This window comes from Roseiflexus castenholzii DSM 13941, from assembly GCF_000017805.1.
Taxonomy (GTDB): domain Bacteria; phylum Chloroflexota; class Chloroflexia; order Chloroflexales; family Roseiflexaceae; genus Roseiflexus; species Roseiflexus castenholzii.
In genome coordinates this window covers 3,052,797-3,075,323 of the sequence record NC_009767.1, presented here as the reverse complement: position 1 = coordinate 3,075,323, position 22,527 = coordinate 3,052,797, and the positions used below count along the sequence as shown (strand labels likewise).

General features: G+C 60.1%; 22 protein-coding genes and 1 riboswitch. Of the genes, 12 read left to right on the top strand and 10 right to left on the bottom strand.

Annotated features, from left to right (window positions below):
• Positions 1 to 114: 114 nt before the first annotated feature.
• The 3 genes from RCAS_RS12310 to RCAS_RS12300 are packed head-to-tail and all read left to right on the top strand — an operon-like array spanning position 115 to position 2,451.
• Positions 115 to 1,554 (top strand): WS/DGAT/MGAT family O-acyltransferase, encoded by a 1,440-nt coding sequence (locus tag RCAS_RS12310; protein ID WP_012120892.1) that lies wholly within the window; start codon positions 115 to 117, stop codon positions 1,552 to 1,554.
• Positions 1,555 to 1,559: 5 nt separating this feature from the next.
• Entirely contained in the window at positions 1,560 to 2,231 is a 672-nt protein-coding gene (locus tag RCAS_RS25995) for a DUF192 domain-containing protein (RefSeq protein WP_012120891.1), read from the top strand.
• A gap of 19 nt (positions 2,232 to 2,250) precedes the next feature.
• Entirely contained in the window at positions 2,251 to 2,451 is a 201-nt protein-coding gene (locus RCAS_RS12300; RefSeq protein ID WP_041330709.1) for a hypothetical protein, read from the top strand.
• Here the strand turns inward: RCAS_RS12300 and RCAS_RS12295 are convergent.
• On the bottom strand, positions 2,448 to 2,819 hold the full coding sequence (locus RCAS_RS12295; protein WP_041330707.1) for a hypothetical protein: 372 nt from the start codon (positions 2,817 to 2,819) through the stop codon (positions 2,448 to 2,450). The genes RCAS_RS12300 and RCAS_RS12295 overlap by 4 nt on opposite strands.
• Before the next feature lie 138 nt (positions 2,820 to 2,957).
• Positions 2,958 to 3,611, bottom strand: a complete 654-nt coding sequence (locus tag RCAS_RS12290) for a hypothetical protein (RefSeq protein ID WP_012120889.1) — start codon at positions 3,609 to 3,611, stop codon at positions 2,958 to 2,960.
• A gap of 14 nt (positions 3,612 to 3,625) precedes the next feature.
• Between RCAS_RS12290 and RCAS_RS25185 the strand changes: the two genes are divergently transcribed.
• Positions 3,626 to 3,778, top strand: coding sequence for a hypothetical protein (locus tag RCAS_RS25185; RefSeq protein WP_157042637.1), 153 nt, complete (start codon positions 3,626 to 3,628; stop codon positions 3,776 to 3,778).
• Between the two features lie 180 nt (positions 3,779 to 3,958).
• Here the strand turns inward: RCAS_RS25185 and nfi are convergent, their stop codons facing one another.
• Positions 3,959 to 4,627 (bottom strand): deoxyribonuclease V, encoded by a 669-nt coding sequence (nfi, locus tag RCAS_RS12280; RefSeq protein WP_012120888.1) that lies wholly within the window; start codon positions 4,625 to 4,627, stop codon positions 3,959 to 3,961.
• A 12-nt stretch (positions 4,628 to 4,639) separates the two neighbouring features.
• Positions 4,640 to 5,107 carry a hypothetical protein gene (locus RCAS_RS12275; RefSeq protein ID WP_012120887.1) on the bottom strand — a complete coding sequence of 156 codons (468 nt, stop codon included), beginning with the start codon at positions 5,105 to 5,107 and terminating at the stop codon, positions 4,640 to 4,642.
• 251 nt (positions 5,108 to 5,358) lie between these two features.
• Between RCAS_RS12275 and RCAS_RS12270 the strand changes: the two genes are divergently transcribed.
• Complete coding sequence (locus RCAS_RS12270) at positions 5,359 to 5,904, top strand: DUF7226 domain-containing protein (RefSeq protein WP_012120886.1); 546 nt, start codon at positions 5,359 to 5,361, stop codon at positions 5,902 to 5,904.
• Between the two features lie 49 nt (positions 5,905 to 5,953).
• Here RCAS_RS12270 and RCAS_RS12265 read toward each other — a convergent pair whose 3' ends face one another.
• Positions 5,954 to 7,981: a VanW family protein gene (locus RCAS_RS12265; protein WP_012120885.1), complete on the bottom strand. Its 2,028-nt coding sequence runs from the start codon at positions 7,979 to 7,981 to the stop codon at positions 5,954 to 5,956.
• A gap of 331 nt (positions 7,982 to 8,312) precedes the next feature.
• Here RCAS_RS12265 and RCAS_RS12260 point away from each other — a divergent pair, with 331 nt between their 5' ends.
• Positions 8,313 to 8,945 (top strand): hypothetical protein, encoded by a 633-nt coding sequence (locus tag RCAS_RS12260; RefSeq protein ID WP_012120884.1) that lies wholly within the window; start codon positions 8,313 to 8,315, stop codon positions 8,943 to 8,945.
• An 8-nt stretch (positions 8,946 to 8,953) separates the two neighbouring features.
• Here RCAS_RS12260 and ppc read toward each other — a convergent pair whose 3' ends face one another.
• Together ppc and RCAS_RS12250 are read right to left on the bottom strand one after the other, a co-directional pair.
• The gene (ppc, locus tag RCAS_RS12255; RefSeq protein ID WP_012120883.1) at positions 8,954 to 11,770 is read right to left on the bottom strand and encodes a phosphoenolpyruvate carboxylase; all 2,817 of its coding nucleotides are present in this window, start codon (positions 11,768 to 11,770) and stop codon (positions 8,954 to 8,956) included.
• Positions 11,771 to 11,876: 106 nt separating this feature from the next.
• Positions 11,877 to 12,848: an AraC family transcriptional regulator gene (locus RCAS_RS12250; protein WP_041330702.1), complete on the bottom strand. Its 972-nt coding sequence runs from the start codon at positions 12,846 to 12,848 to the stop codon at positions 11,877 to 11,879.
• 103 nt (positions 12,849 to 12,951) lie between these two features.
• Between RCAS_RS12250 and RCAS_RS12245 the strand changes: the two genes are divergently transcribed.
• The 5 genes from RCAS_RS12245 to RCAS_RS12225 all read left to right on the top strand — a co-directional run bounded on the left by RCAS_RS12245 (position 12,952) and on the right by RCAS_RS12225 (position 18,019).
• A complete protein-coding gene (locus tag RCAS_RS12245; protein ID WP_012120881.1) occupies positions 12,952 to 13,431 on the top strand; it encodes a DUF2269 family protein in 480 nt (159 codons plus the stop codon).
• Between the two features lie 18 nt (positions 13,432 to 13,449).
• The gene (locus RCAS_RS12240) at positions 13,450 to 13,941 is read left to right on the top strand and encodes a DUF1772 domain-containing protein (RefSeq protein ID WP_012120880.1); all 492 of its coding nucleotides are present in this window, start codon (positions 13,450 to 13,452) and stop codon (positions 13,939 to 13,941) included.
• A gap of 167 nt (positions 13,942 to 14,108) precedes the next feature.
• Positions 14,109 to 15,383 (top strand): PAS domain S-box protein, encoded by a 1,275-nt coding sequence (locus RCAS_RS12235; protein WP_012120879.1) that lies wholly within the window; start codon positions 14,109 to 14,111, stop codon positions 15,381 to 15,383.
• A 272-nt stretch (positions 15,384 to 15,655) separates the two neighbouring features.
• Complete coding sequence (locus RCAS_RS12230) at positions 15,656 to 15,991, top strand: ArsR/SmtB family transcription factor (protein WP_041330700.1); 336 nt, start codon at positions 15,656 to 15,658, stop codon at positions 15,989 to 15,991.
• Between the two features lie 8 nt (positions 15,992 to 15,999).
• Positions 16,000 to 16,135: riboswitch (cyclic di-AMP (ydaO/yuaA leader) on the top strand.
• Positions 16,136 to 16,204: 69 nt separating this feature from the next.
• The gene (locus RCAS_RS12225; protein WP_012120877.1) at positions 16,205 to 18,019 is read left to right on the top strand and encodes a SulP family inorganic anion transporter; all 1,815 of its coding nucleotides are present in this window, start codon (positions 16,205 to 16,207) and stop codon (positions 18,017 to 18,019) included.
• A 26-nt stretch (positions 18,020 to 18,045) separates the two neighbouring features.
• On the opposite strand, the gene RCAS_RS12220 is transcribed toward RCAS_RS12225, so the two are convergent.
• Positions 18,046 to 19,197 (bottom strand): oligogalacturonate lyase family protein, encoded by a 1,152-nt coding sequence (locus RCAS_RS12220; RefSeq protein ID WP_012120876.1) that lies wholly within the window; start codon positions 19,195 to 19,197, stop codon positions 18,046 to 18,048.
• 197 nt (positions 19,198 to 19,394) lie between these two features.
• Between RCAS_RS12220 and RCAS_RS12215 the strand changes: the two genes are divergently transcribed.
• The gene (locus RCAS_RS12215) at positions 19,395 to 20,930 is read left to right on the top strand and encodes an AAA family ATPase (protein ID WP_012120875.1); all 1,536 of its coding nucleotides are present in this window, start codon (positions 19,395 to 19,397) and stop codon (positions 20,928 to 20,930) included.
• A gap of 154 nt (positions 20,931 to 21,084) precedes the next feature.
• Here RCAS_RS12215 and RCAS_RS12210 read toward each other — a convergent pair whose 3' ends face one another.
• Together RCAS_RS12210 and RCAS_RS12205 are read right to left on the bottom strand one after the other, a co-directional pair.
• The gene (locus tag RCAS_RS12210; RefSeq protein ID WP_012120874.1) at positions 21,085 to 21,513 is read right to left on the bottom strand and encodes an EVE domain-containing protein; all 429 of its coding nucleotides are present in this window, start codon (positions 21,511 to 21,513) and stop codon (positions 21,085 to 21,087) included.
• Entirely contained in the window at positions 21,510 to 22,490 is a 981-nt protein-coding gene (locus RCAS_RS12205; protein WP_012120873.1) for an FHA domain-containing protein, read from the bottom strand. Before RCAS_RS12205 ends, RCAS_RS12210 begins: the two co-directional genes overlap by 4 nt.
• Positions 22,491 to 22,527 lie beyond the last annotated feature (37 nt).

The following is a 22,527-nucleotide window of genomic DNA, read 5'->3' as shown; positions in this document are numbered from 1 at the left end:
CCCTGCATCGTTGACACCGCGCCCGCCTCAGTGTAGGATAGTGCAGCAGCGACGCATGCCGCCGCGTCGCACGTCGATCCGCCGATATGAAGCGACCTGCGAGCAGAGCAAACTATGGCAGCGCGACGAACCGAGGCATTTTCCAGCGCCGACACCGCGTGGCTGCGGATGGAAGATCCTACCAACCTTATGATGATCACCGGCGTGCTGATGTTCGATGAGCCGCTTGACGTTGCGCGGCTCTATCGGGTCATCGAAGAGCGCCTGCTGGTGTTTGATCGTTTTCGGATGCGGGTCAAACCGGGGCGTTCGCCCAATGCACTGCCAGAATGGGAGATCGACCCGTACTTTAACCTTCACGCGCATATTCACCGGATTGCACTGCCTGCGCCGGGAGGCAAACGCGAGTTGCAGGCGTTGGTCAGCGATCTGATGAGCACGCCGCTCGATTTCAGCAAACCGTTGTGGCACTTTCATATCGTTGAGAATTATAACGGCGGCAGCGCCGCCCTCTGCCGCTTGCACCACGCGATTGCCGACGGTATCGCACTGGTGCAGGTGCTTCTCTCCCTGACCGACGAACAACGCGATGTTCCGCCTGCCGTTGGCATCGGGCATGGAGAGCGCAACAACAATCCTGTTGAAGCATTCCTGTTGCCGGTTGTTCGGTCGTTGAGCAATGCGCTGACGAGCGTTGGGGCGCTGGTCAACGAAAGCCGCGAATTGCTGGAAGACCCCACCCGTGTGATCGATGCAGCGCGTACCGGGGTCAGCGGTGTGCAGGCGCTGAATAAACTGCTCTTTATGCCCGCCGATCCGCCGACGCTGTTCAAAGGGACGCTCGGCGTCCAGAAACGGGCCGCCTGGTCGGACCCGATCCCGCTCGATGAGGTCCGGCGTGTTGGGAGTATGTTTCGCTGCACGATCAACGACGTGCTGCTGAATGCGGTTGCCGGGGCGCTACGGCGCTATCTGGTGAGCCGCGGCGCCATCGTGGATGGTCTCAATATCCGTGCTGTCGTGCCGGTCAATCTCCGTCCGCCAGGACCGATCACCAGGCTTGGGAATCATTTCAGTCTGGTGTTCCTTGATTTACCGGTGGGGATCGAAGACCCGTTTGATCGCCTGCTGGAACTGAAGCGTCGGATGGAGAGCATCAAGGGTTCGCCCGAAGCCGCCATCGCTTTTGGCATTCTCAACACGATTGGCGTGATGCCACAACAAATGGCGGAACTGGTCGTCGATATCTTCGGCAGCAAGGCGACCGCTGTGATGACGAACGTTCCCGGTCCACGGCAGCGGATCTATCTGGCAGGCAGCCCGATCCGCCAGATTATGTTCTGGGTGCCGCAGGCGGGGCGCCTGGGTCTGGGAGTCAGTATCTTCAGTTATGCCGGCGACGTGTTGATCGGCATTGCAGTCGATGCCGGCCTGGTCCCCGATCCGGACACCATCGTCGAAGCATTTCACACCGAGTTCCGCGACCTGCTGCGCCTGGCGCGAATCGTCACCGGCGGCGCAGCGCTCGAATATGCGCGCGCTGCGGGAGAGTAGCATCCATGGGTCGCCGACGTCGGGTTCAAACATATATGCGCGCAGCACCGGCGATCTGGTTCGTTCTGGCGCTGCTCATCGCGGCAGCGTGCAGCCAGGCGCCCGTTGGTGAGCCGGCGCCGAATCCAACGGGTGCGCCGTCATTGGCAAACGGCGCGCCCTCTCCGGCGCCACCGGTTGGCGCCACCGACTCAGGACCATACCCGGCGCCAGAAGCGGCATATCCGGCGCCGGCGATTGTGGTTGTTGCGCCGACAGTTGGGGGGGCAGGCGCGCCGGAAGCAATCGTCGTTCCTGATGCAATTATCGAGATTATCATTGGCGAGCACCGACTGGAGGCTGAGGTGGTCGCCACGCCGGAGAAGCGGAGCGTCGGGTTGATGTTTCGTGACATCCTACCCGAACATCGCGGCATGCTGTTCGTCTTTGCCGGTCCCTATACCGGCGCATTCTGGATGCGCAATACGCGCATTCCGCTTTCGATTGCGTTCATCAGCCAGGAACGACGCATTCTCAATATCGAAGATATGCAACCATTCGATGAGACAACACAGCACACTCCTCGTGGAGCGGCATTCTATGCGCTCGAAGTGAATCAGGGATGGTTTGCAGCACGCGGTATTCGACCCGGCGACGAAGTCACGTTCGAACTGCCGCCAGACCTGACCATCAGGTAAGTATCCAGAGAGGAGCGTTATGACGCAAGACGTCGATCCCCGCGAGAAAGCGAATGTTGTGCGTCGTCTGGTCCGATCAGGGACGGAGTTGCCATACGAAAAGCGTGAGGCATTACTGCGGTTGCATCAGCGCGTCGAACAACTCTGGCAGCAACGCGAAGCCGCACAGGCAAAGCGCACCGGCGCCCCCCACACTCCGTCTGAACCTCCCAACCCCTAATTCGCCTGCCTGCCGAAGGAACCCGATTTGATCCTGTCCGCCAGTTCGTCGTTGGGGGTCTGACGCAGCAGAGTCATCAGATGATCGGCAGTAATCGGTCCTTCTTCGAGCAGAGAACAGATCAGCGTTGCGCGCAACTCACGTACATCGCGCGCCACAACCCGAAACATCTGCGCGAACTGTGTGTGGTACCAGTCGTTGTGCCGTCGCATTTCTGCCAGTTCGTCCTGGAGTTGCGCGATGAGTATCGTCTGATGATTGAGCGCGCGCTGCATATCGAGCAGTGCATTGGCAATCAGGCTCATCTGGTCTGGGGTCAGCGACTGGAGATAGGACGGAAGACCATTGGACGACGACTCGAATTGCATAAGCGTCTCCGGGGAACCTTGATCGGATGCCCTCCGACAAGGACATCGCAATGGTAGCATAGCACCCGTTCCCGGCGAGTCACAACGTGACCTTAGTACTACTTTGTTGCAACCCGGTAAAAACGAATCGTGAACCAACTACAATGCACCGGCGCGTTTACGAAAACGACGCGCTGGCGATACTGCGCGGGGCGGTTCCGAAGACAAAGGCGTAGGGTCGCGCATCAGCAAGGTCTCGAGCAGGGTGTCATCGGTATCGAGCGATGAACAGGACGAGACCGCCGAACCGGACTCCTGCCGGGGCGCAACGCTCTCTGGAGGAACATCGACGCCGGAAGAGTGAGGGAGGGATGTCTGGCGGCGCAGGGCTTCAATCGTGTCCATCAGGCGACGATTCTCGCGTTCCAGTTCCTGAATGCGCCAGGCGGTCTCTTGTTGATCGAGTTGTCGCACCGTGTGATCGCGGCGCGCTTCGATCTCAGCCATCAACCGCTTATTCTCGCGTTCGAGGATGCGGTTGACCTGGTTGGCGGTTTCCAGTTCCTGTTGAAGTGCGTGCTGTCTTTCGGCTGCGTTGCGTTCCACATCTTCCAGGCTGCGGCGGAGCGCAATCAGTTCGTGTTCTTTTCGGATCAGCGATTCCTCGAAGTGTGCTACCAGCAGCGCCAGAAGATCCTGGGGGGTTACTTCTTCGGCGGTCGCTTCAGGATCGAGGATGTCAACATGGTCAATCAGTACATGCCGTTCGTCCGGCGTGGCATGGTCTGAAGCATGTTCCCATTGATCGCGCATGGTATCCTCGCAGTATGCCCATCCCGGAAGTGACGCTTTCGTCCTTCGTGTATCGCATGCTAGAGGCTGTCGATGAACACGCTGTGATCTTCCCCGGCAAACAACATCGCAGTGCAAGCGGCATGGCGCAGCGCATGCGGCGCCTTCGAGCACCCTGGCGCATCTGATAGAACGTTTGCGATGATGCGTCGTTTGCTCCACCGAGCCTGCGGCAGCGTGACACTCCCGATAAAGATGATGAGCACCGCTCTGCTGAAGGCAAAACGAGCCGTCACACAGCCCGTCTGCGAAGCCACCGCATCACTCCTGTGAATGACAGAACGATATGGCCCGTAATGACATTCTCGTTAGCGAGGAATACGCCCCTGAGACGCCAATGCATCAGCGGCGCGGGTCGTCTCCGGCAGGCGGTAGCGAGTCACACACGCCATCACGAACTGTATCGCCGTCTCCAGCGAGACGCGGTGACCAACGGAGACATACACCGGGCGCACGCCGGGGCGGGTGCGAAGCGCCGCCCCCACAATCTCATCATCATGCCGCAACGGCGTCCAGGCGCCGCGCACATCGGGCAGCGGATCGTGGGCGCCGACCAGCACCGACTTGGCGCACCCGATCGATGGCAGATCGGTAAGGACGCCGAGATGGCAGGCGATGCCGCAGCGCCGGGGATGCGCCAGACCATGCCCGTCGCACATGAGCAGATCCGGCGTAATGCGGAGACTCGCCAGAGCATCGAGCACGGCAGGCGCTTCACGAAACGACAGGTAACCGGGAACATACGGAAAACTGATCTGCCGGCGCGCAACCGCATAATCGAGCGCCTGAAGCGACGGAAATGCCAGCACCACAACTGCTGCCAGCGCGCTGTCGCCGCTATACCCGGCATCGACGCCGGCAACGGTGCGGATTGGTCCGAAGGCATCGCAAGTGATCACCTGCGCGCGTATCCGCTCCTGAATCACACGCGCCTCACCGAGATCGACAGGCCAGGGATGATCGGCGGATGGCTTCATTCCCGCACGCTCCTAATGACGCAGATCATTGGGCAGGCGTCCTAGCCACCCGACATCCAGCACGCCCCACAGACCGAGCACGATCGCCTCTGCCGTGTCGTGGCGGAGCGCCGTAGGACGCGGCGCACCCGACCAGGCGATCACCTGCCGTGCCAGCGTGTCGGCGACACGTTTTGCCTGATCACCACTGCGTTGCTCGCGTTCGTAGAGCAGCGCGCGCCGCCATGTTTCGGCGCTGACGACGCGAACGGCAATGCCGAGACGCCCGGCTTCCCGCATCCAGATATCTGCCAGATGTCCGCCCCCTTCGATATAGACCCACTCCAGGTCCATTAGATCGGACAGAACGCCATGGACGCCGCGACGGAGGCGAGCAGCGCTGCCAAAATTGTGCGAACCATAGCGGCGCAGTTTGCCATCGCCGCCATAGATCGCGAAGCCGGTGCGCAATCCCAGATCGATGGCCAGTAATGAGGGCATAACGCCATTATAGTCGAAGTCGCATGCAATTGGATCTTGACACACATGTTCCGATGTGGTATACAAGAGGTAAGAAGGTTGAAGGCATGAAGGCGGCGACGTTGCACCGCAACATTGCGGGGCGTTGCCCGTTACCCCTTGAACGTTGCAGGTGGAAGGTTGCAGGGTGGGAAGGCGTTCCAGACCTGTGACCCCTAACCCCGATCTGGTTCTCAGTTCTTGGTTCTCAGTTCTCTTCATGCAGGTACGAGATGAACACACTGGCAACGAGCGACATTCCCCAGGCAGATGTGTTGTGGCATGTGGCGCGAGTGCCGGAGGCGATCATACGCGGACACACGACGCACGAGGCGATCGGCGCCTACCTTGGCGCCAAGGGGCAGCGGCAGGGACTGTACTATGCCCAGGCAGCACGTGTGCTCGGCCTGGTTGGTGAGCCAGAGGCGGATGGGACGGTTCCGCTGACGCCTTATGGTCGAGCATTCGCCCAGTATGACCGTTCTGCACAGAGCACCGCATTGCGCCGTCTGTTGCGCGAACAGGAGCCGACCCGATCGGTTCTACGCGCCATTCGTGAACGCGGCGGCATCGATTACAACGGCATTGCCGGCGTGCTGCGCCGGCTGGCGCCGCTTGCAGAAAGCACAGCACGACGGCGGGCGCACACCGCTGCCGCCTGGCTGATCGCCGCCGGTCTCGCCGCCTGGCGCGACGGAAAACTCGTTGCGGTCAGCGCACCGTCTGAGCGCATGGGATGGGCAGTGGTGCGGCGCCGGATGGACAGCGCCGCACGGTAATGCGCTGCCAGAGGGCGGTGATCGCCGACTAGACGCCTCGCCATTGCGCCTATCCATTCGCCGGTGGTTGTTCGCCGGAATTCTGCTCCGGTTGCGGCTCAACCCCTGGCGGTGGCGGCGGTTCAGTAGGTTGCTCGACCGGCGGCGCAGGTTGCGCCGGTTGCTCGTTGGACGGAAACGGAATGAGCGGCTTGCTGTCTGGACCAATGTCAGCAGGGTTCAAGGTATAGATGTTGGGCCAGGGTCGGAAGCGAGTGCGAAACAACTCAGGCGGGCGCGGCACACCATTCTCGATCACCAGACGGTACACATCAATCGTCATGCCACCACGCGCCTTATCGGTATGTTTGATCGTCCCCTGCGGCACTTTGGGGTCCGCAACAAAAACCGGCTCCGTGGGCGCGGGAGTGTGATCATACACTTTGTGGGTGAGATCGACCGTCCGATTGGGCTTTGTGCCATACAACTCGATCTGCGCCACACCGGTCTTTGGGTCCGACCATGCCTGAATGAGCAGCCACGCACCGGTATCATTCACAAACTTCAAGTCTGGTCCGCCGGTAAAGATCGTCGCATCAAGTCCAGGACCATTGCCACGCGGACCGAGGGCATATTTATCGTACCAACTGATATAGAACGAATGTCCCCAGCGCTCGGTGATCGGCAATCCAGCCCAGAAAGCGGCGCGAAACAGCGTCGTCGAGTCCTGGCAAATACCGCCGCCGAACTCCTGTTGCGTCCGGTTCTGAATGATCGCGGCGCCCTCAACGAACCCATTAGCAGCATTGATCTGCCCGATATTCTTATTGAACGAAAATTCCTCGCCGGGCGCCACCAGCAACCCGTTCAGCAATTGCATCCCAACGCCGATGTTATGCACGCGATAGGCGGCTGAGCCGGTGAAATCGCTCTTGCCAACACTCACTAATTCACGGATGCCCAGTTGGTGGAGATTCGCTTCCGTCACCGGCGGATCGGTCGGGATCATCGGCAGATCAAGCGTTCGGTCGCGCCCGGTCAGCGCAGCAAGCACCATATCGCGGGCGCGCGCTTCATCGAGACGAAGCCCTGGCTTGCCAGGTTTGGTGATCTTGAGATCACCGTTGTTCCATGCCACACGTGGGCGAGTGCCGGGTTTTTCCGTTTCATCGGCAATTTGGCGAAGGCGCTGCTCAATCGCGCTTCGGTCGAGCGTTACAACAACCCTGTCGCCCTCACCCGAAGGAACGCGCTCGATGACGATCATCTGCGCCAGTTCATCGACCGTCCATTCGTACTCATGTTTCCCAACGCGCAGCGACAACGGACCCTGAAGTATCGTCTCGATCCGCGATCGTGCAGCCGCAACTGCGGCATCATCGAGGCGAGGCGGCAACTCACGGGTCTGGATCGGAATTGTGGCCGGCGCCAGGGACTGCAATTGCTGTGACACCTGCGACAGCGTTGCATCCACCAGCACCTGACGTCCGATAACCGAACCGACAGTTGCGACTTGCTCGCCATCAAGGCGCACCTGAGCATCGGCAGGAGCGCGCTCAATCTCGCGCGCCAGGTGCGCCAGATACGCCTGGGCGCGCATTTCGTCATATGAGACGCGCAGCGGAATCTCAAGACCGTGCTGCCAGATCGCAGCGATTTCCTGCACATCACCGATCAGACCATTGCCACGCCCGGCATTGTACGCTCTATCGACGGCGCCACGAAAATCGAATGTCATCCCCAGATCGTCAAGGGTTGGCGTCCACTGACGGTCGCCATAGGTGATAATGAGAGGTTGACGAAGGAATGCGGCATACCGCGCCCGCAGCGCCGCCTCAGCCTGATCCGGCGTCATGTCGCCAACCGCAATGCCCTGGATCGAAACATTTGGATAGATCCGCCCTTCATACGACCGGTAGACATATGCTGCACCGCCGGCAAGCGCCAGCACAAGAAGCATAAGCGCCGCAAGCGTCAACCACAGCCATCCGTCGCCACGGCGGCGCGGTCGCTGCACGCGCGGATGCGTTGTAACCGGAAAGCCCTGACGCTCCGCCGCTTCGGCAGTTGACGAGAAATGGACCTGGTCAGCCGACACGCAAACCTCCAGTAGCACAATACTGCCGGGGATGTCTGGCGCCCGGCAAGGGACGCTCCGGGAACATGAGATGTGCACGCCCCCGCGACGCGACTCCAGAGGCCGTCACAGGGACGCTGCATCACTATACTTCAAACAGGCGCGTGCTGTCAATGATCGGCAACTGATAGATGTGGTATACTCCCAATATACTCGCAGAACACAGGATGCGGAGCAGGCGTTGACAGGATCAGGGGTTCGTTGTCGTCTGCGCTGCGGCATTGGTGTGCGTCCCCGATTGCTGCACACATTCTGGATCTGGCCATTTGCCTGTCGTGAAGGACACAGAGCTATGCCTGACAATGGTATGACCGAACTCGATCTCCTCGTCGGTTCGATGTTCACCACGCTCCCCGAAGAAGACCGCGAAAGTTACGAGGCGGAACGTGAGTGGTTGATCGATGTGCAGAATCTGCTGCGTGACGAGGGTGTGGACGTCGACCTGCTGGCGAATCCTGGCGTTGAAATCTGGGAAGGCGGCATTGAGCGCTATCACGATCTCTTTCTGCTGCGCCTTATCGCAGCATATCTGGAAAACGGTCGAGATATCACGCCATTGCTGGCGCCGGATTTTGAATTCGATGAAGAACCAGACGCACTGCTGGCAGCGATTTGGGAAGATCAACAAACAACCCGCTTTCCGCACTTGATCAAGCATCAGGGTGAAGGCGGCTATTACCTGCCGGTTGATTTCCCAGAGCCGATCTGGATCGAGGAAGAACCGGCGGACGACAATGAACCGATCGAGGAGTCGGTGGTCAGTTTCGGCTCCTCCATTGGGCTGCAACGCGAACTGGTCGATCTTGAAGGAATGCTGGATCAGGCCGGTGTGAAGCCGGAACACCCGGTTCGCCGTTGCCTGAGTGTGCTGCGTGAAGCCGCCGATGTAAGCATCGCCAATGATCTGCCGATCATCGTCTGGTGATCCGGGCGCTAACCGGTATTCATCAGTCCTGCCGCCAGACCGCTGATGCTCAGCAGGATAGCATCTTCGATGGCAGCGTGATCCGGTCCGTCGGGCGCGGCGCGCAGGCGACGCAAGAGTTCGATCTGAAGGTAACTCATCGGATCGATATACGGATTGCGGCGCTGGATTGAATGTTGCAGCACAGGGGCATTATCGAGCAGGCGTTCGATCCGCGCAACCTGGCGGATCATCCGGCTGGCGCGTTGGTACTCCTCGCGGATGGCGGCAAAGATGGCGGCTGCGGCATTCTGATCGGGCGCAAGTTCCGCATAGCGCGATGCGATGTGAAGATCGGCTTTGCCCAGAATCATCTGGGCATTGTCGATCATGACGCGGAAAAAGGACCAACGGGCGTACATCTCCTGGAGAAGCGCCAGGCGGTCGATGGCGGACCCCGATGCGTCACTCTGTTCTCCTGCGTATACAAATGTTTCGAGGGCAAACCCCAGACCATACCACCCCGGCAGAGTATGCCGGCTTTGCATCCAGCTGAACACCCACGGAATGGCGCGCAAGTCTTCGATCCGTTCGGTATTCCGGCGGCTCGCAGGACGACTACCGATATTCAGCCGACTGATTTCAGCAATTGGCGTCACATTGCGAAAGTAGGGCACAAAATCGGAGCGCTCATAGACCAGCGCGCGGTAGTGGCGTTGCGAAAGCGCAGCCAATCGTTCGAGCGCCTGCGTCCACTCGTCGGGAGGATCATCGCGCTGGAGCAGACCGGCGCGCAATACGGCATTGATAACCTGCTCGATATGCCGGTGCGCCAGCAGCGGCAATCCATACCGATCGGCGATCACTTCGCCCTGCTCGGTGATTTTGATCTGGTTGCCGATGCTGCCGGGAGGCTGCGCCAGAATGGCATGGTTCGCCGGTCCGCCGCCGCGCCCGATGGCGCCGCCACGCCCATGAAACAGGCGCATCTGAATGCCATGGCGTCGTCCAAAGTCACGCAGTTTGCGCTGCGCCTGGTAGATCGCCCAGTTGGCCGCAGCATAACCGACATCTTTGTTGCTGTCGGAATAACCGATCATCACTTCCTGGACGAAACCGCGCAGCGCCAGGTGATTGCGGTAGATCGGCAACCGCATACACGCCTCGAGCACCTCGTCGCAACATGCGAGGTCGGCGCCGGTCTCGAAGAGCGGCGCCATGCTCAGCCGACTGAAACGGAACGGACGGAATAACCCCGCCTCCTTTGCCAGAAGAAGCGGCGCCAGCAGGTCGCTTGCACCGCGCGTCATACTGACAATGCAGGTCTCGACGGCTTCGGGACTGAGACGTTCGAGAATTGAAGCGACGGCGCGGAATGTGGCGATCACCTCGACGGTATCAGGGGAGTAGTCGAGACGGGTTGGGATGAGTGGACGCGGGTTTTCGATTTCGCGCGACAACAATTCGATCCGTTCGATTTCATTGAGCGCAGTATAGTCGGCGCAGACGCCGGCCGCCGCCAACACTTCGGCGAGCGCGGCGGTGTGACGCTCACTGTGTTGGCGAATATCGAGCGTCGCCGTGTGAAGTCCAAAGACCTCCGCCTGGCGTATCAGATCGCGCAGCGCGCCATTGGCGACGATGGCGGCATTATTGCTCAACAAACTGCGCTCCATCACGTGCAGATCATCGAGCAGATCAGTGCGGCTGAAATAGGCGCCCTTCGGCGGTGAGTCGGATCGTCCCCAGTCGAGCGATGCGGTACGGGCATAGTCGAGGGTGCGGATCAGTTTCTCGCGGATATAGGTGCACTTCTGGCGGTAGAGTTCATACGGGTTGCGTCGCGCCAGCATATCGGCGACTTCAGGAAAGAGCGACGCATCATGCGCGAGCGACTCGCGCAACTCGTCGCTGACCGGCGCCTGTCGCACGGACTGACCGAGGCGATGGCTGAGTTCTTCGACAGCGGCAATATGCCGTTCAATAGCGGCGGCGCGCATCATGCGAACTGCCTGAATCGTGACCGTATGCGTGACATTCGGATTGCCATCGCGGTCGCCTCCCATCCATGCGCCATAGCGCAGCAGCGGCGGCACGCGCCACTCGTGGGTTGGATACGTGGTACGGAGGGCGTATTCCAGTTCACGGTAGAGGCGCGGGATCAGGTCGAACAATCCGCTCTCGAAGTAGAACATACCGTTCTTGACCTCGTCGATCACCGTTGGTTTGACAACCCGCACCTCATCAGTTTGCCATAAGGAAACGATCTCCTCGCGAATGCGCATTGTGTTTTCTTCACGCACGAAACCATGCAGATCGCCGGTTCGCTCGTCGAGCAACGTCGCAAGCCGACGCACTTTCTCGAGCGCCGTGCGACGGCGCGCTTCGGTTGGGTGCGCAGTGAAGACCGGCTGGATACAGGCGGTATCCAGCCACTCCTGAATCGTCGTCGCAGGGATGCCGCAGGCATGCAGTTCGGCAATCGCGGCCGCGATCGACTCGGGACGCGGTGTGTCGGGGTATTTTCGCTCACGATCGCGCAAAACCCAGACGCGCTGCATCTGTTCGGCAAGGTTCACGAGCAAAAAGTAGGCGTTGAATGCCTTGATGACGATCTGGATGTCGGCGACGGTCATTCGAGCGGCCATCATCCGCAGTTCGGCATCGGCGCGATCCGGAGCGCCGTTCCGCAACTCCTTTCCCAGGGTCCGCAGGCGCTCTACCAGTTGGAATGCTGCTTCACCCGCCTGTTCACGAATGACGTCGCCCAACAGGTTGCCAAGAAACCGGATCGTTGCTGAGAGGCGCTCGCTTTCGTGGCGCCGGTTGTGTGGCGTATGCGACATGGGTGGAGGAGGAGGAGCGAGAACCGAGAACTGAGAACCAGAAGTTGACGCTTCTTGCACTGAACGCCGGCATATCGGCGCGCGATTCTATGCCCGCGACGACCGATCAGCGGTTGGCGCTGTTGCGGTTCATTATACCATTGACGTCTCTTGCATCGGTTGACGACCTCGCGGCGCTATGGCGCTTCCGGTACGCTCCTGGCGCGATGCCCAACGAGCGTTTGAAGGCTTTGCTAAACGCTGCTTCGGAATGATACCCGATCCGCGCGGCGATGTCGCCAGCGCTGACGTGGGCATGGTCCATCAGCAGGTGGGTTGCCAGTTGCAGACGCCAGCGCCGGAGATATTCCATCGGCGGTTCTCCCACCAGCGCTGTGAAACGCGCCGCAAAGAATGAGCGCGAACAGGCGACGGCGCGCGCCAGCGCAGCAACCGTCCAGGAATGTTGAGGCTGCGCATGGATCAGTTCCAGCGCCCTGCCGATCAGCGGGTCGTGCAGGGCGCCGAACCAACCGCAGCGTTCTATCCCTTCAATTTCGACCCAGCGTTGAATAATCTGAATGAACAGAATATCCGCCAGGCGGCGCAGCGCCACTTCTTTGGCCGGTCGTCCGGCTTCCGCTTCGGAAGCCATCAGCGCCAGAATGCTGTTGAGTGCGCTGTTTTCGCTGCGCGGGATGTGAACCACACGCGGGAGATGTTTCAGTAATGCGTATGTGCCGATATGCTCAAAATCGAACGTCCCGCACAGGATCACCGCTGTGGGAGCGTCGCTCCAGCGCATCAAGGCGCACTCGCCCCACTGATCGAGTTCCAGGTTGCGAAAGAGCGGCGCATCGGGCGTTTCCAGAATGGAATGCTCCTCACCCCCTGGAAGGAGCACGACATCTCCCTCGCGCAACGGCAGCAAACCGGCGTCGCCTTCCACGCAGAGATAGCCGTTTCCCCGGTGCAGAGCATGAAAGACGGCGCACGAACGTGGCGCAAAGTGCAACCCCCACGGCGAACCAAGTTCAGAGCGGCAGTATACACTGCTTCTCAAGCGCACCGTGTTCAAAACGTGAGAGAGCGAATCCATAACTCTGGACCAAAGGCAAAAAGAAATGGACGAATTATCATAGACCGTCCAGACCATTTCGATTATAGTCGCAGTACGCGATTCCTGTCAATGGAGGTCTGTCATGCACCTGCCGCCTGAAGGCGCCCATCCGGTGATCTATACACTGCTCGTTTTCGCGCATATCTTCACCACAATGGCTGCGGTGGGACTGAATGCGAGTTACGTCATCTGGATTGCGCGCGGCACGAGGGATGCTGCCAGTCTGCCCTTCGCCTTGCGCGGGGTCAAGTTCATCGACGATTACGTGGCCAACCCGTGCTATCTGGTTGGCGGCGCAACCGGCGCACTGATGATCGTGATGGGCAAAGCCGTCGCTCCGTTTTTGTGGGTGGCGATTGGGCTGTATGTGCTGGCGATGGCGCTCGCGTATGGAGTGTATACACCGCTGCTGAGCCAGCAGATCCGAACGCTGGAAGCCAGAGGAGCGGACGATGCGGAGTATCAGGCGCTGGCGCGGCGTTCCAATCAGGTTGGCGCCGCCATGGGCGTATTGGTGGTGATCATCCTGGCGCTCAAAATCTTTGAGCCGCCGCTATGGTAAATTGCCGGAGGAGGTCTTGTGCGAAGCATTCGTATCATCCATGCCGTATTCACCTTTGGGATCGGATTGTTTGCCGGACTGCTCTACACCTTTGAGCAGGGAGTGATTCCCGCGCTGATGACGCTGACCGCCGCCGAATACACGAAAGTGGAGCAGGGGCTGATCCGCGCGCTGGACGCCTTCCCCACCGGCGTCATTGTGGTGGCGAGTCTGTCGATGTTGCTGCCGCTCTACCCGCTGGTGCGCTTATGGAAGGAGCGTCACACCCTGTATTGGCGGCTGACGGCATTGGGGTGGGCGCTCTTCTTCTTTGGCGTGGGAGTATTCACCATCGTGCTCAATGTGCCGATCAACAACGCGGTGCTGACCTGGGATCCCGCCGCCCCGCCCGCGGACTGGGCAAACGCGCGCGCGGCATGGAACAGTCTGAACGCGATTCGGACGCCGATCAACTACCTGAGTTTTCTGCTCGTGATCTGGGCGGCTTTTGAAGCGCCGAAGCAACCATAACGACGAAAGATCCGCCAATCACCCGGTATATTGCGAAACCGTTGAGAAACGGTTATGCATTTGTTATCGAACTATGGTCGTTTTCCCGGCGATAGTGCGATACACTGGATGCAGCAAGGCGTGATTGCGCCTTCAGGCATTGATATGACACAACGAGGTGGCTTCTCATGTCGCTCTCTGCAACCAACCACAACACTGAAGCCGAATTGTCACGTCTGCGCCAGCGTGTTGCGGAACTGGAAGAACAGTTGGCGCGACTCGAGGCATCCAATGGCGTGGCGACGGCGAACTTCGATATGCACCGTGTGCTCGACGCTCTGGCTGTGCCGATTTTCTACAAGGACGCCGACGGGCGCTATGTGGGGTGCAATGAGGCGTTTGCCGCATTCCTGGGGCGCGATCGCGCCGGGATCATCGGCAAGACCGCCTACGACCTGGCGCCGCCGCACCTGGCAGAGGTGTACCATCAGGCCGATCTGAACCTGATGCGTCAGCGGACATTACAGGTCTACGAGGCTGAAGTGATGACCGCTCAGGGTGACAATCGCACGGTTCAGTTTTCCAAGGCGCCAATTTTCGACGCAGCCGGGAATGTGGTCGGTTTGATCGGCGCCATTCAGGACATCACCGAGCGCAAGAAGGCGGAACAGGAGATGGCGCGCCTGATGGAAGTCCTCGAGAATACGCCCGATGTCATCGGCATGGCAGACGCGCAGGGGCGGGTCGTCTACATGAACAAAGCCGGTCGGCGGTTGCGCGGGCTGTCTTCCGACGCCGATCTCAAGAGCATGCAGATCGCCGATTTCCATCCTGCCTGGGCGGCGAAGATCATTTATGAAGAAGCCATTCCAATCGCCGATCACAACGGATATTGGAGCGGCGATCTGGCCATGGTCAATGCGCGCGGCGAAGAGATTCCGGTATCGCAGGTGCTTCTGGCGCATCACGATGCCGATGGCAAACTGACTTACGTGACCGGCATCATGCGCGATATTTCTGAGCGAAAGAAAGCGGAGCGCGCTTTGCGCGAGCGCGAGGTTCAGGAACAGGTGATTGAGGCGCAGCGCGCGGCATTGCGTGAACTGTCCACTCCATTGTTGCCGATTTCGTCTGATGTAGTGGTCATGCCGATCATCGGCGCCGTTGATAGCGCCCGCGCGCAACAGATCATGGACACGCTGCTCGAGGGCGTGAGTGAGCACCACGCATCGCTGGCAATCCTCGACATTACCGGTGTCAAGGTGATGGATACGCAGGTCGCCGGGGCGCTGCTCCACGCGGCGCATGCGGTGCGGTTGCTCGGCGCGCAGGTCGTGTTGAGCGGGATCCGTCCCGAAATTGCGCAGACGCTGGTGCATATCGGCATTGATATGCGCGATCTTGTGACCCGCAGCACGCTGCAACAGGCGATTGCGTTTGCGCTGGAGCGATTCCGGCAGTAGACCGACGTTGCACACCTGCCAGCGTTGCTGGCAGGACTCCTGCCTGATACAGTAGACCCTGAGCGCCGCTGATGGCCTGATGGCGATCAGGATCGCTGGCTCAGCCAATGGCGCTGCTCTCACCAGCAACCGAGGCGCTCCGCTCCCCGCATACCTCGTCTTGCTGTCATCGGCATCCTCACAGAAAGATAGGCGTCATCTCAGCCAAACATCGAGTTTTTCCCTCTCCTGCTTGACATTACCAAGTTTGAATACTTGTGGAAAGCGAACATGTGAACGATCCGGTCCGCCGGTTCAAAGCCGAGTTCTTCAAAGCGCTGGGACATCCTGCGCGACTTGCTCTTCTCGATCATCTTCGTAACGGCGAGAAGAGCGTCAATGAACTCCAGGCGCTGCTGAGGTGCGATCAGTCCACGGTATCGCAACAACTGTCTGTGCTGCGCAACCGTGGCATCGTTGAGGGGCGCAAAGAAGGGACGACGGTCTGCTACCGCGTGCGTGATCCGGCTATTTTTCGCCTGCTGGACGATGCACGGGAGATCTTCAACAATCAGTTGATCACCACACAGGAGATGCTGCAACAACTGAGCGAGGTCAACACGACATAATCTGCCTTGACCAACAAAAGCCGAAGCTTCAATGGCGAAGCGCGGGGGAAGCGTGTATGCAGGGGGTGAACGTCGCATTGGCGACCAGGGCGTCCTTTCGGCCCGAACCCGTCAGCGTACCTCGCAGGCATACCGAAAGGCTCGTTTCCGCAAGGGCGGAAGGAGCCTTTTGTCGTTCTTATCGAGTTTTTCAGCGTGGAGGGATGCACCAGTATGTTGGCAATGTTGAAACGACTATCCCTGTTTCAGATTCTGCAACGGGAGTTTTCTACCTACGACATGGCGCATTTTCAGCGCGATCTCCTGGCAGGTTTGACGGTAGCAGCGGTGGGGTTGCCGCTGGCGCTGGCATTCGGCGTGGCGTCCGGCGCCGACGCGGCGGCTGGTCTCGTGACGGCGATTCTGGCAGGTTTGATCATTGGCGGACTGGGTGGCGCGGGGTATCAGATCAGCGGTCCAACCGGCGCGATGTCGGCCGTGCTGATCGTGCTGGCATCGCGGTATGGACTGGACGGCGTGTGGGTGGCGACGGTGATGGCGGGCATTTTCCTGATTGCGTTGGGAGTGTTCCGTCTGGGACGCTATGTTTCGTTCATTCCATCGCCGGTCATTACCGGCTTTACGTCTGGAATCGCGCTCATTATCGCTATCGGGCAGATCGATAACGTCCTGGGAGTGACGACGCCGAAAGCCGAGAATGCGCTGGAAAAACTCTGGCATTATGTGACCAACCCCGTCGTGCCCGACTGGCACACCCTGGCGCTAGCCGGCATCGTCATGGGGACGATGATCCTCCTTCCGCGGGTGACGACGCGCATTCCCGGCTCGCTCGTCGGCATTATGATTGCATCGCCGCTCGCCTTCTTTGCCGGATGGGACGTGGCAGTCATCGGCGATATTCCACGCACGATTCTGCTGAGCAATCGCCTGACGCTGGAGAGCATCCCGTGGGAACACTTGTCCGAACTGTTGCCCGCCGCTGTGTCGATTGCGGCGCTTGGGGCGATCGAAAGTCTGCTGTGTGGCACAGTTGGAGCCACGATGTCGGGCGGGGAGTTCGACAGCAATCAGGAATTGATCGGGCAGGGCATCGGCAACCTGGTGATCCCCTTCTTTGGCGGCGTTCCGGCGACGGCGGCGATTGCACGCACCAGCGTCGCTATCAAGAGCGGCGCCGCTACCCGCCTGACCAGCATCATCCATTCACTGGCGCTGCTGCTCAGCGCATTGGCGCTGGCGCCGCTGATCAGCCACGTGCCGCTGGCAGCGCTCGGCGACGTGCTGCTCGTGACGGCATGGCGCATGAATGAGTGGGAGTCGATCCATTTCTTTGTTCGCACTCGTCTGCGAGGCGCTCTCACCGGTATGATCGTGACCATGATCGCCACCGCAGCCCTTGACCTGACCCAGGCAATTCTGATTGGCGTCGTCATCTCGGCAGTGCTCTACATTCGCCAGTCAGCAATCAGCACATCGGTAGCCAGCGGACCGGTGAAGCCAGAGAAGATTCGGGCGCAGGGGTTCGACCTTCCGGCGGCTTGCCCTGCTATTCATGTCTACTACCTGACCGGTCCGGTCTTTTTTGGCAGCGTGACGACCGTGCTCGAGTCGTTCGAGACAGCAGGCGACTATCATACCCTGATCATCAGCATGCGTGGCGTGCCGGTGGTCGATGCAATGGGCATTCAGGCATTGCAGCAGATTGTCGAGGAACATCACCATCGCGGCGGCAAGGTGTACTTCAGCGGATTGCAGCCAGCCGTGCGGTCGATGTTCGACCGCACCGGCTTGACACAACTGGTGGGGGAGGAATATATCTTTTGGGACGCGGCACAGGCGATTATTGCCAGCCATCAGAGCCACGAACTCGACGGTTGCGCGAAGTGCGACTCGCGCAGTGAGATCTGTGATGTGCTGCGCGCCGCGCGACGTCGGCATGTGGAGTCGGATGAGGCGGCAGCGCCGGCGGTCGCCACCGACTCGTTCCCATCCACAAATATGACATCGGTGTCGTCGGTACAGGGGTGAGGATGGTGGCATATGTGACCATCGTCTCACTCCGCCGGCAGCGGCAGACTATCGAAATCAGGCGTATCGATCAGGTGCAGGTTACCGTACCCGCTGTCGTCGCTCACATAGACGATCTGGCGCCCATCCGGGCTGAAGCGCGGATGGACATGGGTGATCTGCACCTGGAAGGACCCGCGGTGATAAGCGACGGCGCGCGGTCCTTCGAATGCGCCATGGTGAAAACGCCACAACAACAGCCACGGGAATGCACGGGTTCCATCACCGACGATCAGGCTGAGATCGTTGCTGTGAAAGTGTGTCGAGTCGGCAGGGAATGGCGCTTCGATGCAATCAGCGTTGTCGTAGCGGATGCATCCATAGAACGGCTCACCGTCGGCAGTGCGTCCGTGATAGCCGATTCGCTCGCCATCGGCGAACCAGTATTCATGGCCCACCCGTTCACCGGGAGCGCACGGACGAATTTTCCAGTTCCGACCGTTCTCTAGATTAAGACCCCAGATGCGGTTATCGACCTGCTGCCACGGTCCTTCATGGCAATAGGTGAGGATGTCGGGAAGCGTCGGTGACGTGTTGACATGACCGATCCAGTAGTTTTCTTCAAAGACGACATCCGCAACGCCGCTGTCCACATCGATTCGGACGATCTGCGATAACGGGCGCGCCTCCCAGTACTCATAAAACCCGACGTATCCGTGCAACAGATCGATGGTGAACCGATCCGAGAGGTCTTCGTAGAGACCGGTGCAAACATATCTGCCGTCGGCGGTGACGTTGGTGATATTGGTCAGAAATCGATCAGGGGCGCGGTAGATACGCCGCTCATCGAGCGTCTGGAGATCAAGTGCAATCAGATCGCGTCCATGCCAGAAGTAGACCTCGGCGCGCTGCGGATTGACGCTGGCAAACAGGAACGATGTTTCTCCCGGCGGCGGCGGTTGGTCCAGGTCGGTCAACTGCGTGATGCGCCCGTCATCCAGATCGAGGCTGTAGAGATTGACGCGATTGAAGCGCTCAGAGCCAAACAACAGTTTGCGTCCGTTGTCATACCAGCCAGAGTTCGTGAAGTAGAGGTGATGGCTGTGCGCCTTGTGGGAGGTCAGTTGGGTGACGCGCACGCCGGTATGTCGATCGGTGAAGGTGCGCCATTCGGCAGGATAGACGGTCCCTTTGCTCATAGACATTGCTCCTCATCCGGAGACAATTCCGGCAGCGCCAGATTCGGCAGGATAGACGGTCCCTTTGCTCATAGACATTGCTCCTTCTCTAGCGGCGGCGATGGACGATGTCGGCGGAGTGCGGCGATTGTATCATGTATCCCGGATTTCGTGTATACTGCGGAGTGCGCTTCATCTGTCGTCTGGAGAACCGCGTTATGGTTCCTGCTCAGCATGCACGCCGGTTGCACAGGGTTATGCTTGCACTGGTTGCGGCGCTCGTTGCAAGCATTGTGCTGATCGGTCGGCACCCTATCGGCGCGTTCGCGCAAACGGCGTCGAGCAACCCGCCATCGCTGACGATCGCCGGAACGCTTGGCGATCCGCCGCAGGAACGGATTCTTTTCATCAGCGCCGCGACGCCGATTTCTGGTGCGGAGGTGTTGGTCTCTGATTTTGTGCGGGTAGACAATGCGGCGACGATCACCGATCCCATTGCGATCGCGCCGCTTCCGGCGCGTGTCGAGGCAGGCAGACCGCTGACGCTGACGCTGACGGTATCGTTCGCCAATGCGCGCAGCGGCGCATACAACGGCACGATCTGGCTGAACTACGACGCCGATGGCATTCCGTCGTCGCTCCAGATTCCGGTCACGATTACGATCAAGGATCCGCCGGGTCCGCCATTTGTGGCATTGATCAGCGGAGTGGCGGTTGCGGCGTTGATTTCCACCTATCTGGGCGGCGGGCGGCAGCGCGATGACCTTGCGGTGCGGATCGAACGCCTGGCAGCGCGGGTGACATCTGCGTCTGGATTGCCGGATTCGGTGCGCCGCGCGCTGCGCCAGTATCTCAATCGCGCAGATGCGTGGGTGCGGATGGGAAAACTCGCGGAAGCGCAGCACGAGTATGATCAGGCGGAGCAGATGCTCACCCGCTGGCTTGGCTGGCTGGAGTCGTGGCGCGCCTTGAAGACGCGGATCGACCAGGCGCGCGCGATGCTGCAACCCGATGCGCAGGGAAGACCGGCATACGCCGCTGGAATCCAGCGACTCCTCGATGAGATCGAAGGATCAACGCCGACTGTCGAGGATTTGAATGATGTGCAGAACCGCCTGAATGAGGTGATTGAGCGGATCAACGGTTTCCTGCACCTTGTTACTCGACATAAAAATCTTCAGAAAATTCTCGATGCCACGGCGCTGACGCCGGCGGAGAAGGGACCGTATCAGGCGCAGATCGATCACCTGGGGCGACAGATCGATGTGTTGCTGCCAGACGACCAGATCGCGTATCAGGAGATTGACGCCGCCATGACCAGCCTCAATAGCGACCTCAAGACGCTGCTGCCGAAAGGCGCGCCCGAGTCGGCGCTGCTTGGCGGCCAATCAGGGCAGGCAGCAGGACCGGCAGCGCTGGTTATCGAAGATATTGCGCCACAATTCGCTCGCGTGGCGATCAACCTCCCGCCTTCGGAAGCGGCAGCAACGCTGAAATCGGTCGCAGCCGGTTTCCCGGCAAACCTGCCATGGGCGCGTATCCGGCTCTCCGGCTTTCGCCTGGCGCAGTTCCTCATTCTGATCACGCTCTGGGGTTGGACGGGGTACAACGAGTTGTACATCCAGAACCCGACGTTTGGCAGCGACTGGCTCTCGAACTATTTCACTCTCCTCGCCTGGGGCTTCACCTCGGAAGCGGCGCGCGCCACGCTGACCACCCTCTCTGGACGGTTAGGACTACCGGCAGAGCAGTGATACCAATGACGCTTGACGATGCCGCATGCTGGTCATTCCGAGCGCAGCGACTGGTCATTCCGAGCGCAGCGAGGAATCGAAGCGGGTCGCGCCAGACCCCTCGCGCTGCTCGGGGTGACCATGCCGGAGGTTCACAGGTCATTGGTATGAGTGGTCACTCCGCACTGCTGGCGACGCCTGCCATCGCCAGCAGGCGCTGCCACTGCGCCTCGGTCACCGGCACAACCGAAAGACGCGACTGGCGCACCAGCGCAAAGTCGGCGAACGCCGGGTCGGCTTTGATGTCCGCCAGCGCTACCGGGCGCGGCAACGGCGCCAGCGGGCGCACATCTACGACGATCAGACGTGGATCGCTCTGGTGAGGGTCGGGATACGGCGTGCTGATCACTTCCGCCCGCCCAACGGCGCGTCGCTCGTCGCCGGTGTGGTAGATCAGCGCTTCGTCCCCCGGTTGCATCTCACGCAGATGCTTGAGCGCGACATTGTTCGCCACCCCGTCCCAAACCGTCCGCCCATCGCGCACCAGATCGCTCCAGGCGTAGCAATCCGGCTCCGTTTTCAGCAACCAGAAACGTTTGCTCATATCGACTCCAGAATCATATCCGTCATCCCCAGCCGCAGGCGCGTGCCCACTATAATGGTGCGTTCCACGTCACGCACATGTTCCATCGGACCGTCAGGCGGCGTCAGCCACGTGCCATTTTTGCTGGTGTCGCGGATGACCACACGGTTCAATGCGTCGTCGCAGATAATGTGCAAATGGTCGCTCGAAACGAGATCATCGTTGAGAATGGGGATACGCCGCTCGGTTCCCTCGGACGACCTCCTGCGTCCTACAATGGTCTCCCCTTCGTAGAGCGGAACCAACACCGGTGCGCTTCCCGATGAGTGGATCGACAACTGAAAACGCGGCGGCGCCAGTTCGAAGAGAAAGTGGTTGTCGTACCATAACCGGCAGCCGAACAGACTGACAGCGATGGTGTGGATCACCTCGTCCGAAAGCATCACGCCGCTGTGCGACATGGCGGCAACGCCGGGAAGTTCGTCGAAACTGCACACCTTCAAATGATCGCGGTGGTCATCGACATCGAGCGAAATACGCGAATCGGCGGGGAGCGCCGGGAAACCGATGAGCACGCCGATCACCTGCTTGAACGGATGGGACCCGGCAGTTGCGAGACCAAGCCGTGGAGCAGCAGCGTTGAGGCTCATCTGAACCGCGTCGCGCTGCCGGCGCAGCCGATGCAACGGGTGCGCGCCGTCTGCTTCGAGGAGCGGTTGACCACTGGCGCGATCCCGCCAGACCCCTCCCGGCGGCGCGTCGATGGGACCCGCATAGGAGCGCAGCGCCCCGACAATCACCACCGTTGCCCGCAGGATCAGCAGGTCGATCTGCGCCAGCGGCGGGTCGGCGCCGGCAACGATATTGAACGCAATGGCGCATGTTCCCTCTGTCGGCGACTGGCGCGCGTTGCGCGCCAGGATCAGCGCTTGTTCACGCAGCGCAATCCGTTCACGCGCCGTGTCCGGCGTCTGTCCGACATAGACCCGCAGCCGCATAAGCGTGTTCCCACCCGCCTTCTGAACATCCTCTCCA

Excerpts from the sequence above, each read along its gene's own strand:
- RCAS_RS12245 (WP_012120881.1), top strand. The coding sequence starts at position 12,952 with ATGCACCTGCCGCCTGAAGGCGCCCATCCGGTGATCTATACACTGCTC.
- nfi (WP_012120888.1), bottom strand. The coding sequence starts at position 4,627 with ATGAAGCCATCCGCCGATCATCCCTGGCCTGTCGATCTCGGTGAGGCG.
- RCAS_RS12205 (WP_012120873.1), bottom strand. The coding sequence starts at position 22,490 with ATGCGGCTGCGGGTCTATGTCGGACAGACGCCGGACACGGCGCGTGAA.
- RCAS_RS12250 (WP_041330702.1), bottom strand. The coding sequence starts at position 12,848 with ATGGATTCGCTCTCTCACGTTTTGAACACGGTGCGCTTGAGAAGCAGT.
- RCAS_RS12310 (WP_012120892.1), top strand. The coding sequence starts at position 115 with ATGGCAGCGCGACGAACCGAGGCATTTTCCAGCGCCGACACCGCGTGG.
- RCAS_RS12290 (WP_012120889.1), bottom strand. The coding sequence starts at position 3,611 with ATGCGCGATCAATGGGAACATGCTTCAGACCATGCCACGCCGGACGAA.
- ppc (WP_012120883.1), bottom strand. The coding sequence starts at position 11,770 with ATGTCGCATACGCCACACAACCGGCGCCACGAAAGCGAGCGCCTCTCA.
- RCAS_RS12210 (WP_012120874.1), bottom strand. The coding sequence starts at position 21,513 with ATGAGCAAACGTTTCTGGTTGCTGAAAACGGAGCCGGATTGCTACGCC.
- RCAS_RS12275 (WP_012120887.1), bottom strand. The coding sequence starts at position 5,107 with ATGCCCTCATTACTGGCCATCGATCTGGGATTGCGCACCGGCTTCGCG.
- RCAS_RS12295 (WP_041330707.1), bottom strand. The coding sequence starts at position 2,819 with ATGCAATTCGAGTCGTCGTCCAATGGTCTTCCGTCCTATCTCCAGTCG.
- RCAS_RS12260 (WP_012120884.1), top strand. The coding sequence starts at position 8,313 with ATGCCTGACAATGGTATGACCGAACTCGATCTCCTCGTCGGTTCGATG.
- RCAS_RS12215 (WP_012120875.1), top strand. The coding sequence starts at position 19,395 with ATGGTTCCTGCTCAGCATGCACGCCGGTTGCACAGGGTTATGCTTGCA.
- RCAS_RS12270 (WP_012120886.1), top strand. The coding sequence starts at position 5,359 with ATGAACACACTGGCAACGAGCGACATTCCCCAGGCAGATGTGTTGTGG.
- RCAS_RS12225 (WP_012120877.1), top strand. The coding sequence starts at position 16,205 with ATGTTGGCAATGTTGAAACGACTATCCCTGTTTCAGATTCTGCAACGG.
- RCAS_RS12235 (WP_012120879.1), top strand. The coding sequence starts at position 14,109 with ATGTCGCTCTCTGCAACCAACCACAACACTGAAGCCGAATTGTCACGT.
- RCAS_RS25185 (WP_157042637.1), top strand. The coding sequence starts at position 3,626 with ATGCCCATCCCGGAAGTGACGCTTTCGTCCTTCGTGTATCGCATGCTA.
- RCAS_RS12300 (WP_041330709.1), top strand. The coding sequence starts at position 2,251 with ATGACGCAAGACGTCGATCCCCGCGAGAAAGCGAATGTTGTGCGTCGT.
- RCAS_RS12220 (WP_012120876.1), bottom strand. The coding sequence starts at position 19,197 with ATGAGCAAAGGGACCGTCTATCCTGCCGAATGGCGCACCTTCACCGAT.
- RCAS_RS25995 (WP_012120891.1), top strand. The coding sequence starts at position 1,560 with ATGGGTCGCCGACGTCGGGTTCAAACATATATGCGCGCAGCACCGGCG.